The sequence below is a fragment of the Pectobacterium odoriferum genome (genome assembly GCF_009931295.1).
Classification (GTDB): Bacteria; Pseudomonadota; Gammaproteobacteria; order Enterobacterales; family Enterobacteriaceae; genus Pectobacterium; species Pectobacterium odoriferum.
Genome location: NZ_CP034938.1, coordinates 4337128 through 4349351 on the forward strand (window position 1 = coordinate 4337128; position 12224 = coordinate 4349351).

The 12224-nt window shown below is 52.8% G+C and carries 13 protein-coding genes and 1 riboswitch; of the genes, 7 read left to right on the forward strand and 6 right to left on the reverse strand.

The genetic code is table 11. The annotated features are described in order from the left end of the window. Positions 1 to 31 precede the first annotated feature (31 nt). Positions 32 to 1009 carry an elongation factor P--(R)-beta-lysine ligase gene (gene epmA, locus EO763_RS19515; protein WP_161529948.1) on the reverse strand — a complete coding sequence of 326 codons (978 nt, stop codon included), beginning with the start codon at positions 1007 to 1009 and terminating at the stop codon, positions 32 to 34. 474 nt (positions 1010 to 1483) lie between these two features. Here epmA and frdA point away from each other — a divergent pair, with 474 nt between their 5' ends. The 5 genes from frdA (at position 1484) to EO763_RS19540 (ending at position 5501) form a co-directional block, all read left to right on the forward strand. Then, entirely contained in the window at positions 1484 to 3280 is a 1797-nt protein-coding gene (frdA, locus tag EO763_RS19520; protein WP_039490640.1) for a fumarate reductase (quinol) flavoprotein subunit, read from the forward strand. Continuing rightward, on the forward strand, positions 3273 to 4010 hold the full coding sequence (locus EO763_RS19525; protein ID WP_039490639.1) for a succinate dehydrogenase/fumarate reductase iron-sulfur subunit: 738 nt from the start codon (positions 3273 to 3275) through the stop codon (positions 4008 to 4010). Before frdA ends, EO763_RS19525 begins: the two co-directional genes overlap by 8 nt. A 13-nt stretch (positions 4011 to 4023) precedes the next feature. Beyond that, the gene (gene frdC / locus EO763_RS19530) at positions 4024 to 4419 is read left to right on the forward strand and encodes a fumarate reductase subunit FrdC (protein WP_010295522.1); all 396 of its coding nucleotides are present in this window, start codon (positions 4024 to 4026) and stop codon (positions 4417 to 4419) included. A 14-nt stretch (positions 4420 to 4433) separates the two neighbouring features. Then, positions 4434 to 4790 carry a fumarate reductase subunit FrdD gene (gene frdD / locus EO763_RS19535; protein ID WP_161529949.1) on the forward strand — a complete coding sequence of 119 codons (357 nt, stop codon included), beginning with the start codon at positions 4434 to 4436 and terminating at the stop codon, positions 4788 to 4790. 126 nt (positions 4791 to 4916) lie between these two features. After that, positions 4917 to 5501 (forward strand): lipocalin family protein, encoded by a 585-nt coding sequence (locus tag EO763_RS19540; protein WP_161529950.1) that lies wholly within the window; start codon positions 4917 to 4919, stop codon positions 5499 to 5501. Positions 5502 to 5667: 166 nt separating this feature from the next. Here the strand turns inward: EO763_RS19540 and EO763_RS19545 are convergent, their stop codons facing one another. The 3 genes from EO763_RS19545 to efp form a co-directional block, all read right to left on the reverse strand. Beyond that, on the reverse strand, positions 5668 to 6021 hold the full coding sequence (locus EO763_RS19545) for a DMT family protein (protein ID WP_005972979.1): 354 nt from the start codon (positions 6019 to 6021) through the stop codon (positions 5668 to 5670). Positions 6022 to 6134: 113 nt separating this feature from the next. Further along, positions 6135 to 6266 carry an entericidin A/B family lipoprotein gene (locus EO763_RS19550; RefSeq protein WP_005972977.1) on the reverse strand — a complete coding sequence of 44 codons (132 nt, stop codon included), beginning with the start codon at positions 6264 to 6266 and terminating at the stop codon, positions 6135 to 6137. Positions 6267 to 6444: 178 nt separating this feature from the next. Beyond that, entirely contained in the window at positions 6445 to 7011 is a 567-nt protein-coding gene (efp, locus tag EO763_RS19555) for an elongation factor P (protein ID WP_010295533.1), read from the reverse strand. 40 nt (positions 7012 to 7051) lie between these two features. Here efp and epmB point away from each other — a divergent pair, with 40 nt between their 5' ends. After that, entirely contained in the window at positions 7052 to 8104 is a 1053-nt protein-coding gene (epmB, locus tag EO763_RS19560; RefSeq protein WP_161529951.1) for an EF-P beta-lysylation protein EpmB, read from the forward strand. A 66-nt stretch (positions 8105 to 8170) separates the two neighbouring features. On the opposite strand, the gene EO763_RS19565 is transcribed toward epmB, so the two are convergent. Further along, complete coding sequence (locus EO763_RS19565) at positions 8171 to 8515, reverse strand: DUF4156 domain-containing protein (protein WP_161529952.1); 345 nt, start codon at positions 8513 to 8515, stop codon at positions 8171 to 8173. 43 nt (positions 8516 to 8558) lie between these two features. Further along, positions 8559 to 10208 carry a glucose-6-phosphate isomerase gene (gene pgi, locus EO763_RS19570; RefSeq protein ID WP_161529953.1) on the reverse strand — a complete coding sequence of 550 codons (1650 nt, stop codon included), beginning with the start codon at positions 10206 to 10208 and terminating at the stop codon, positions 8559 to 8561. 201 nt (positions 10209 to 10409) lie between these two features. Continuing rightward, positions 10410 to 10602, forward strand: a riboswitch (Lysine riboswitch). Positions 10603 to 10718: 116 nt separating this feature from the next. Here pgi and lysC point away from each other — a divergent pair. Further along, a complete protein-coding gene (gene lysC / locus EO763_RS19575) occupies positions 10719 to 12095 on the forward strand; it encodes a lysine-sensitive aspartokinase 3 (protein ID WP_161529954.1) in 1377 nt (458 codons plus the stop codon). Positions 12096 to 12224 lie beyond the last annotated feature (129 nt).

The window sequence follows — 12224 nt, forward strand, 5'->3', positions numbered from 1 at the left end:
CCAGATGTGGCACCGCCCTACTTAAAACGGATTATGCGCGATCGACGGGGAACGCGATCACATCACTTAGCCTCTCGGCATTCAGCGCCAGCATGATCAAACGATCCACACCTAACGCCACACCGGCACACTCCGGCAGACCGTGTTTCAGCGCCGCCAGCAGGTTTTCATCAATCGGCTGCTGTGGCAAATCCCGCGCGGCACGCTTGCGATTATCCTGCTCAAAACGCTGACGTTGCTCACCGGCATCGGTCAATTCGCGGAAGCCATTCGCCAGCTCTATCCCCTTGAAATAGACTTCAAAACGCTCAGCGACGCGATGGTCTTCCGAACTGATCTCAGCCAGCGAGGCTTGCGTTGCTGGGAAATGGTAGACAAACGCGGGTTTGTCACGCCCGATGTGCGGCTCAACGCCAAAGGTAAACAGCATCTGCACCAGCGAATCGCGATCGTCTTCACGGCAGGCGATATCGCCCAGCCCGAGTTTTTCTGCCGCTTCGCGCAGTTGCGCTTTATCAACAGACAGAGGGTCGATCTCCAGATGGCGTAAAAACGCCTGCTGATAGGAGAGCATTTCCGCGCTTTCACAATCCAGTACCTGCTGCAACAGGTCATCGACCTCATTCATTAGGCGGTACATATCATAGTGAGGGCGATACCATTCCAGCATAGTGAATTCTGGGTTGTGGTGCCGGCCTGACTCTTCATTGCGGAAACTGCGGCACAGCTGAAAGATCGGCCCACTGCCAGCAGCCAGCAGACGCTTCATGTGGTATTCCGGGCTGGTCATCAAATACAGCGTCATGCCATCCGCAGCACCGGGGCCAACGAAGCGGGTCTGGAACGGGTATAAGAAAACATCCGTTACCGTAGCCTGGCTCATCGCTGGCGTTTCGACCTCCAGCACACCACGATCGGTGAAGAAACGTCGGATAGCTGCAATGATCGACGCTCGTTTCAACAAATTAGCGACAGAAGCACTAGGTTGCCAACTTGTCGTCTCGCTCATGGTTCTTACTCCAAAGTCAAACAGGGGGTGCAGTCTACCCGCATCAGCCCAAATTTCCAGCGGAAAAAAGGCCAGACGCGCTTTTCCGCAATGCATGCTCTACCCTCCAAGAAGAAGCGGTCAGGATAGCAGCCGTCAATTATATCCAGTGGATCATTTTCTTATATCCACCTCAAAAGGGTTATTAAAGAAATAAAAGCATTATTTCCCCCTAAATAAGCCTTTCGATCACGTTTTTATCAATAAATACGCGACCTGCTGAAAAAACCACAAAATGCAGGATCACATCAAATTTCATCTACCCATAATTCGGTATAATCATTCCCACACAAAAATTATAGGTTTATCTATTCTTTATACATCTATCACATAATTTTCAGCGGGTTTGATATTAAGCTCGAATATAAAGACAGAAGCGAATAGATATTATTTTTTTATTTTAACTTAATTAACTTAAGTAACTGGAGGAATGCATTGCAAACCTTTAATGCCGATTTGGCCATTATCGGGGCCGGAGGAGCTGGCCTACGAGCGGCAATTGCTGCCGCAGAAGCCAACCCTCAACTGAAAATTGCGCTGATCTCAAAAGTCTACCCAATGCGTAGCCATACCGTGGCCGCAGAAGGTGGGTCAGCAGCAGTGACTCAGGAACACGATAGCTTCGATTATCACTTCAACGACACCGTTTCCGGTGGCGACTGGCTATGTGAACAAGACGTTGTTGAGCACTTCGTCAAACACTGCCCGGAAGAGATGATTCAACTGGAACAGTGGGGCTGCCCTTGGAGCCGTAAACCGGATGGTTCTGTCAACGTGCGCCGTTTTGGCGGGATGAAGATCGAACGCACCTGGTTTGCCGCCGATAAAACCGGCTTCCACATGCTGCATACCCTGTTCCAAACCTCCCTTAAATATCCGCAAATTCAACGTTTCGACGAGCACTTTGTCCTCGACGTTCTGGTTGATGACGGCCAGGCTCGCGGTCTCGTTGCCATCAATATGATGGAAGGTTCGCTGATTCAGATCCGCGCTAACGCCGTGGTGCTGGCGACAGGCGGCGCAGGTCGCGTGTACCGTTACAACACCAACGGCGGCATCGTCACGGGTGACGGCATGGGCATGGCGTTCCGCCACGGCGTACCGCTGCGTGATATGGAATTCGTTCAATATCACCCGACCGGTTTGCCCGGCTCCGGTATCCTGATGACCGAAGGCTGCCGTGGCGAAGGCGGCATCATGGTCAACAAAGATGGCTACCGCTATCTGCAAGACTACGGCATGGGCCCGGAAACGCCGCTCGGCGAACCGAAAAACAAATACATGGAGCTGGGGCCGCGCGATAAAGTCTCGCAGGCATTCTGGCACGAATGGCGCGCAGGCCGCACCGTCTCAACCCCGTTGGGCGACGTGGTTTACCTCGATCTGCGCCACCTCGGCGAGAAGAAGCTTCTGGAACGTTTACCGTTCATCTGTGAACTGGCAAAAGCCTATGTCGGCGTCGATCCGGTGAAAGAACCGATTCCTATCCGTCCTACCGCGCACTATACGATGGGCGGCATTGAAACCGATCAAAACTGCGAAACCCGCATCAAAGGCCTGTTTGCCGTCGGCGAATGTTCCTCGGTTGGCCTGCACGGTGCGAACCGTCTCGGTTCCAACTCGCTGGCCGAACTGGTGGTCTTCGGTCGCGTTGCAGGTGAACACGCCGTACAGCGCGCACAGGCGGCAGCGCCGGCCAACGGCACGGCACTGGACGCACAAACCCGCGATATCGAACAGCGTCTGCATGATCTGATGAATCAGGAAGGCACCGAAAGCTGGGCGAAAATCCGTGATGAAATGGGCATGTCGATGGAAGAAGGCTGTGGTATTTACCGCACCACCGACCTGATGCAGAAAACCGTCGATAAGATGGCAGAACTGAAAGAACGCTTCAAACGCGTGAAAATCACCGACCGATCCAGCGTGTTCAACACCGATCTGCTGTACACCGTTGAGCTGGGTCATAGCCTGGATGTGGCGGAATGTATGGCGCACTCGGCGATCAACCGTAAAGAATCACGCGGCGCACACCAGCGTCTGGATGAAGGTTGCACTGAGCGTGATGACGTTAACTTCCTGAAGCACACGCTGGCGTTCTATAACCCAGAAGGCGCACCACATCTGGAGTATAGCGATGTGAAGATTACCAAACTTCCACCGGCCAAACGCGTATACGGTGCAGAAGGTGATGCGCAGGAAGGCAGCAAGAAGGAGCAGGCGAATGGCTGAGATGATCAAAACCCTGAAAATGGAAGTCATGCGCTATAACCCTGAACAGGACAGCGAACCGTATTTTGAGGCGTTCGATGTTCCGTACAACACGCAGACGTCCCTGCTGGATGCGCTGGGTTATATCAAAGATAACCTGGCACCGGACCTCTCCTATCGCTGGTCCTGCCGTATGGCGATCTGTGGTTCCTGCGGCATGATGGTGAATAACGTCCCTAAACTGGCCTGTAAAACCTTTCTGCGTGAATACACGAACGGTCTGAAGGTCGAAGCGCTGGGCAACTTCCCCATCGAGCGCGATTTAGTGGTCGATATGACCCACTTTATCGAGAGTCTGGAAGCCATCAAGCCGTACATTATCGGCAACGATCGTAAACCAGCTGACGGCCCGAACAAACAGACTCCGGCGCAAATGGCGAAGTATCACCAGTTCTCCGGCTGTATTAACTGTGGTCTGTGCTATGCGGCATGCCCGCAGTTCGGCCTGAACCCTGAGTTCATCGGCCCGGCGGCAATTACGCTGGCACACCGTTATAACCTGGACAACCGCGATCACGGCAAGAAAGAGCGTATGGCGCAGTTGAACGGGAATAACGGCGTCTGGACCTGTACGTTTGTGGGCTACTGCTCAGAAGTGTGTCCGAAGCACGTCGACCCTGCCGCGGCTATCCAGCAAGGCAAAGTCGAAAGCGCGAAAGACTTCATGATCGCGATGCTGAAACCACAATAAGGGAGGGACAATGATGACATCTAAACGTAAAGCGTATGTTCGCGGTATGTCGCCGACCTGGTGGAAAAAGCTGGGGTTCTACCGCTTTTATATGTTGCGTGAAGGGACTGCCGTCCCTGCCGTCTGGTTCAGCATCGTACTGATGTTTGGCGTTTTCGCGCTGAAAAATGGGCCAGAGGGCTGGGCAAACTTCGTCAGTTTCCTGCAAAACCCACTGGTGCTGCTGATTAATATCGTTGCTCTGCTGGCCGCCGCACTGCATACCAAAACCTGGTTTGAACTGGCACCAAAGGCCAGCATCATCGTGATTAAAGATGAGAAAATGGGGCCGGAGCCAATCATTAAAGGGCTGTGGGCTGTCACCGTGGTGGTAACCGTAGCCGTTCTGGCGATCGCCTTACTATTCTGAACAGGAGAAATAACGTGATTAACCCAACGCCAAAACGTTCTGACGAACCGCCTTTCTGGGGCCTGTTCGGCGCCGGTGGGATGTGGAGCGCGTTCTTCGCTCCAGTGATCATCCTGCTGGTCGGTGTGATGCTGCCCCTGGGCTTGTTCCCGGACGCGTTAACCTATGAGCGCATCGCCACGTTCAGCCAGAGCTTCATCGGCCGCGTCTTTTTACTGCTGATGATTGTGCTGCCGCTCTGGTGTGGCCTGCACCGTATCCACCATGCGATGCATGACCTGAAAATCCACGTTCCTGCCGGGAAATGGGTGTTTTACGGCTTGGCGGCAATCCTGACTGTGGTTACCGTCATCGGTGTTATCACTCTGTAGATACAACGCTGTAGATGTGAATCTGTACTTAACGGCCTGCACGATATTGCAGGCCGTTTTATTTTCCCCGCCTGACCACATCCATCGTCTACACTGGAACAGAGATGAAAACGATGAGATGTCAATATGATGCCCTTTAACGCTATTCGCTTTAACACCACGTTATTCAAAAGCCTGCTCTTCAAAATCAGACGACGTGGGAAAGCGTGCGTTGCCGCGCTGATAGCACTCTTTTCTGTCGCCTGTAGCGTGACGCCGCCCGATAACGTCACCGTCGTGGAAAATTTTGACGTTAATCGCTACCTCGGCACATGGTATGAGATCGCCCGCCTCGACCACCGCTTTGAACGCAACATGGAGCGTGTAACGGCAACCTACAGCCCGCGGGATGATGGCGGTATCAAGGTGATCAATCGTGGCTTTAACGTCGAAAAACAGGAATGGAAAGAGAGCATCGGGAAAGCGTATTTCACGGGTTCGCCTCAACAGGGCGCACTAAAAGTGTCGTTCTTCGGGCCGTTCTATGGCGGCTACAACATTATTGAACTGGACGACGACTACCGCTACGCTCTGATTTGCGGGCCGAACCGTGACTACCTGTGGATACTCTCACGCACGCCAACGTTGGATGCTGCAACACGCGACAAACTCGTCGCTGCAGCCAAACGCTACGGCTTCCCGACAGAGGCGCTTATCTGGGTCAATCAGTAATCAGAGCATATCGACCGCAACAATGGGGTAAAACGGCTATACCCTAAATAATTCGAGTTGCGTGAAGGCGGCAACCGAGCGAATCCCCAGGAGCTTACTTAGGTAAGTGACTGGGGTGAGTGAGGGCGGCCAACGCACAAGCAGCTTGAAGTATGACGGGTATGGGTTATCCCATAATCTTATCGCGGAACATAAAGAAAACCGCGCCCAGCAGGCACAGCCCCGCCCAAATATAATCAGTGCGGAACGGTTCTTTTAAAATGAACATGGAAAAAGGGATAAATACGGAAAGGCTGATCACTTCCTGTAATATTTTCAATTGACCGGCAGAGGCAACCTGATAACCAATCCGATTTGCTGGCACCTGCAAGAGGTATTCAAATAATGCGATCCCCCAACTGATCAATGCAGCAATTATCCAGGTTCGACCACTGAAATAGCGTAGATGCCCGTACCAGGCAAACGTCATAAATATATTACTCAACGTCAGCATGCCGACAGTAATGAAAAGAGGCGACATTATTACTTCTCCGAGTGATCCACTTTCACATTATCTCGCCGCGGGGAAGAAAACACCATCACGGCATTTTCTTCCACTCGGAAAAGTTATTACGATTTATTTCCCACGTTGGGCTATTGGGCGCTGCGCTGAATAGCCTTCCCGCCCGCTTCAACATCTTGTCCAACACCTCGGGTGGTATTGCACCCAACCACTGCTGAGAGAATAACCAGAGAGAAAATGGCAACAAACGCTTTCTTCAACATACTCGGTTCCTTCTTTATGAGAGTAGGATTTCAACGGTACGAAAGTGACTGCTTTTTAAGCGTAGCCAATTTTGATTGTTGTGGAAGACTTTATAAGGCGGGCAAATAAAAAAGGGAGACTGAAATGAGGAGTAAACCAAAAGGCCGCCCTCACAGAAGGCGGCCTTTTTCGCATTAATTATTTAACGCGTGATACGTATTCGCCAGAACGGGTGTCAACTTTGACAACTTCGCCGATCTGCACGAACAATGGCACTTTAACGACTGCGCCAGTGCTCAGCGTTGCTGGCTTACCGCCAGTACCGGCAGTGTCGCCTTTCAGACCTGGATCGGTATCGGTGATTTCAGCTTCGATGAAATTCGGTGGCTGAACAGCGATAGGACGACCATCCCACAGAGTAACGATACATTCGGCGTTGTCTTGCAGCCATTTTGCCGCATCACCAACGGTCTTCTCTTCAACCTGATGCTGTTCAAACGTCTCAGGGTGCATGAAGTGGTAGAACTCACCGTCGTTGTACAGGTAGTTCATGTTGGTATCAACGACATCTGCGCCTTCTGCAGAATCGGTAGACTTGAAGGTTTTTTCAACGCGAGAGCCCGTCAACAGGCGACGCATTTTTACGCGAGCAAAAGCCTGGCCTTTACCCGGCTTAACAAACTCACTGGATTCGACGGCATACGGCTCGCCTTCGAATATGATTTTAAGACCGGAACGGAAATCGTTGCTAGAATAAGTCGCCATAAAGGCCCTCTACAATTTGATACTGGTACGAAGCCAAAAAATGGCACACATTGTAACCCTAAATATACCTTCCAGAGAAGATTGGTTGCAGCAACTTGCGGACGTAATTACCGATCCTGATGAATTACTGCAACTTTTGGCTCTGAACGATCACGCTAAACTCCGGCAAGGCAGTGATGCTCGCAGGCTTTTTGCGTTGCGTGTACCGCGCGCATTCGCTGCACGGATGCAAAAAGGTAATCCTGACGATCCGTTGCTGCTACAGGTATTGACCGCGCGTGAGGAGTTTATCGCCACCCCAGGCTTCACCCATGACCCGCTTGATGAACAACACAGCGTCGTTCCGGGGTTACTGCACAAATATCACAACCGCGCCCTGCTGCTGGTAAAAGGCGGCTGTGCGGTAAACTGCCGCTACTGCTTCCGCCGCCATTTCCCCTATCAGGATAATCAGGGCAACAAGGCAAACTGGCGTCAGGCGCTGGATTATATCCGCCAGCACCCAGAACTGGATGAAATTATTTTTTCCGGTGGCGACCCGCTGATGGCCAAAGACCACGAGTTGGACTGGCTGATCACCGAGTTGGAACACATCCCACATCTGAAACGCCTGCGCATTCACAGCCGTTTACCTGTGGTGATCCCTGCACGCATTACCGACGCATTGTGCGATCGCCTGTCACGCAGTTCGCTTCAAGTGCTGCTGGTGACACATATTAATCATCCGCAGGAAATTGATCCTGATTTAACACAAAGTATGGCGCGTTTACGCCGCGCAGGAGTGACGCTGCTCAACCAAAGCGTGCTGCTGCGCGGGGTGAATGACAACGCAGAGACGCTCGCCCGACTCAGCAATGCGCTATTTGACGCAGGAATTCTGCCTTATTACCTGCACGTACTGGATAAGGTTCAGGGTGCCGCGCATTTTCTGGTAGATGACAACGAGGCGCGCGTCTTAGTTAAAGCGCTGCTTAAGCAGGTATCCGGCTATCTGGTGCCCCGTCTGGCGCGGGAAATCGGTGGGGAAGCCAGCAAAACGCCGTTGGATTTAGGGATGAAACAGCATCAGGACGACGCCGAACCACTACGGTGAGTAATCTATTGGGAAAACAATCAGGTGAGAGTAGGTTTCCCCACTCTCACCCAGTTTTTCTTTAGCTTAAGGACATTTGTAAACGCTGCCGTTGATCTTGCTGTCTAGCGGCGCAAAGCTTGACCAGAAGGTTTCACTCGAGCTGGTTGCGCCATAGATGGTATTACCTCCCATCGCCGCCGCTTTATTGCGCAGATCGTTTGCCGCACTGCGCATAGAACTGCCGTCGCTATGATTCCCCGCCAGCCAGTTAGACTGGCTACCGCTGGCTTGCCCCAACAGCTGACATTCGCTTCCTGGCTTGGTATCCGTGAACGCCACGGCTTGCCCAGCTGCGCTGAGTTGACTGGTGCTGCTGCACCCCGCCAGCAAAACGGCTGCTGATAGCCCCAACAAAATACGAACCTGCATGTCTTCCTCCTTGCGATTGAAAAACCAAAGGGCACAGGCCCGATTAGTTACGCCACGCCTTGAAGCGGTTGATCAGTCCGTTGGTAGAACTGTCATGGCTGTCGATCGTACTGTCATTTTCCAGCTCTGGCAGAATACGGTTCGCCAGTTGTTTCCCTAACTCCACGCCCCACTGATCGAATGTGAAGATGTTCAGGATCGCGCCCTGAGTGAAGATCTTGTGCTCATACAGCGCAATCAGCGCACCCAGGCTGTACGGGGTGATTTCACGCAGCAGGATAGAGTTGGTTGGACGATTGCCTTCAAATACTTTAAACGGCGCGACGTGTTCCACGTCTTTTGCACTTTTACCTGCCGCCGCAAATTCCGCTTCCACCACGTCACGGCTCTTACCAAACGCCAGCGCTTCCGTCTGTGCAAAGAAGTTCGACAGCAGCTTGCTGTGATGGTCGCTTAATGGGTTATGGCTAACCGCTGGCGCAATGAAATCACACGGAACCAGCTTGGTGCCCTGATGGATCAATTGGTAGAAGGCATGCTGGCCGTTCGTACCCGGTTCACCCCAGATAATCGGCCCAGTCTGGTAATCCACTGGATTGCCGTTGCGATCGGCAGATTTCCCGTTGGATTCCATATTTCCCTGTTGGAAATAGGCAGCAAAACGGTGCATGTATTGATCATACGGCAGAATCGCTTCAGTTTCGGCACCGAAGAAATTGTTGTACCAAATGCCGATCAGCGCCAGCAGCACAGGCAGGTTTTTCTCCGCTGGCGTGGAAGCAAAGTGCTTGTCCATCGCGTGCGCACCGCTGAGCAGTTTTTCAAAGTTATCAAAGCCCAGAGAGAGAATGATCGACAGGCCAATCGCCGACCACAGGGAGTAACGTCCGCCAACCCAGTCCCAGAATTCGAACATGTTGTCGGTATCGATACCAAATTCGCCGACAGCTTTCGCGTTGGTGGACAGCGCGGCAAAGTGCTTGGCAACGTGTTTATCGTCCTGCGCCGTTTTCAGGAACCAGTCGCGAGCGCTGTGTGCGTTGGTCATGGTTTCCTGCGTGGTGAACGTTTTCGACGCGACGAGGAACAGTGTGGTTTCTGGGTTCAGTGGCTTCAACGTTTCAGCGATATGCGTGCCGTCAACGTTGGAGACAAAGTGCATATTGAGATGATTTTTATAAGGCTTCAGCGCTTCCGTTACCATGAACGGGCCCAGATCGGAGCCGCCGATACCGATGTTAACCACGTCGGTAATTGTTTTGCCGGTATAGCCTTTCCACTCACCGCCAATCACGCGTTCGCTGAAATCTTTCATCTTCGCCAGCACCGCGTTGACTTCCGGCATCACATCTTTGCCATCCACCAGAATCGGCGTGTTGCTGCGGTTACGCAAGGCAACGTGCAGAACAGCGCGGTCTTCCGTACGGTTGATTTTCTCGCCAGCAAACATGGACTGAATCGCCGCAGACAGGTCGGTTTCCCGTGCCAGCGCGTGCAGTTTTTCCATCGTTTCTGCCGTGATGCGGTTTTTGGAGAAATCCACCAACATCTGATCGTCGAACGTCGCGGAAAAATGCGCGAAACGATTGCTATCTTGTGCAAACAGCTCGCTGATTTGCACCTCTTTCATCGTATCAAAATGGGTTTGTAATGCCTGCCAGGCGGCAGTTTGGCTTGGATTAATATTTTTCATAATGCGACTTTCTCTCTAAGCATGAGTTCAAAGTGACTGAATCGATTGTATCCCTTAAAATCCCGATTGAGATCCCTTTTCTTGCTAAAAGCGGTTTATGCCCTGTCGTTTACTGACAGCTTGTCGTTTGCAGGCAGATTGTTTATTGACAGAAACGGCATAACCCGTTATTTCTAACACCGTACTTGCACACTCGGTGTGCAAGCCAGAAGAGGCGCGTCGCCCAGGTAAGATATCGGAGGAACCGTAATCCGCTGATGATATCCGAGGGGGAGCGACGCCGAGATGCGGTGAAATACGGCTTTCACCCTATCGACTACAGAGGCTGAATCCTCTGGGTTGTCACCGGATTAGTCCTGATGGACGTCCAGCAAGGTGGAGCGCTTCTGGGTGTATCGTAGTGATTTTCTACGCCTGCCCCCTACTTTTGCTCTCCCCCCTGTGCCAAGGCTGATTAATGGAATGCTGTTTACTGAAAACAGCCTACCCCCTGACACGAGGTTTTTTGACATGTCTGCAATTGAAGTATCCGCAAACGCGAACTCTACCGTTATTGCCAAATTTGGCGGCACCAGCGTGGCGGACTTTGACGCCATGAATCGCAGTGCCGATGTGGTGTTATCCAACCCGAATGTGCGCGTTGTGGTGCTGTCGGCGTCGGCAGGTATCACCAATTTACTGGTCGCGCTCGCGGAAGGTCAAACGCCCGAAACGCGTGCCGAGCATCTGGCGAAAATCCGCCAAATCCAATACGCCATCATCGACAAACTGGCCAACCAAAGCGTGATTCGCGATGAGATTGATCGCATGCTGGACAGCGTCACCACGCTGTCTGAAGCGGCGGCACTCGCGACGTCTAACGCCCTGACCGATGAACTGGTTAGCCACGGCGAACTCATGTCTACCCTGCTGTTTGTCGAGATTCTGCGCCAGCGTGATGTTGTGGCTGAGTGGTTTGATGTACGCAAAATCATGCGTACCGACGATCACTTTGGCCGTGCACAGCCAGACTTCGAGGTTTTAGGTGAACTGACTCGCAGCCAGTTACAGCCGCGTCTTGAGCAAGGTCTGGTGATCACTCAGGGCTTTATCGGCAGCGAAGCGAAAGGTCGCACGACCACGCTGGGTCGCGGCGGTAGCGATTATACGGCGGCGCTGCTGGGCGAAGCGCTCAACGTCAGCCGGATTGATATCTGGACCGATGTTCCCGGCATCTACACCACCGATCCACGCGTGGTGCCGACCGCAAAACGCATCGACCAAATTATGTTTGAAGAAGCCGCCGAAATGGCGACATTTGGCGCGAAAGTCCTGCACCCGGCCACGCTGCTGCCTGCGGTGCGTAGCGATATTCCGGTGTTTGTCGGCTCAAGCAAAGATCCGGCCGCTGGCGGTACGCTGGTGTGCAATAAAACTGAAAATCCGCCGCTGTTCCGCGCGCTGGCGCTGCGTCGTAAACAAACGCTGCTTAAGTTGTATAGCCTGAACATGCTACACGCTCGCGGTTTTCTGGCAGAAGTGTTCAGCATTCTGGCGCGTCACAACATCTCCGTTGACCTGATCACGACGTCAGAAGTCAACGTCGCGCTGACGCTCGACACCACGGGCTCCACCTCAACGGGCGACAGCCTGCTATCCAGCGCCTTGCTGACCGAGCTGTCATCGCTGTGTCGGGTTGAGGTTGAAGAGAATCTGTCGCTGGTCGCGCTGATCGGAAACAATCTGTCTCAGGCCTGTGGCGTCGGGAAAGAAGTATTTGGCGTACTGGAGCCGTTCCGTATTCGCCTGATCTGCTACGGCGCCAGCAGCAACAACCTGTGCTTCTTAGTACCGGGTGATGACGCCGAGCGAGTGGTACAGACACTGCACCGCAGCCTGTTCGAGTAAATTCTCCATCAGCGCGCAGTCTCTTAGTCACAAATACAGAGGCATCGTGGGTTTTGCCGTTATCCGGCGTAAAAAATTATGCAGCGGTGGGCTTGACCGCCGAGTGAGCGACAGGACGTCGCGAAAGCC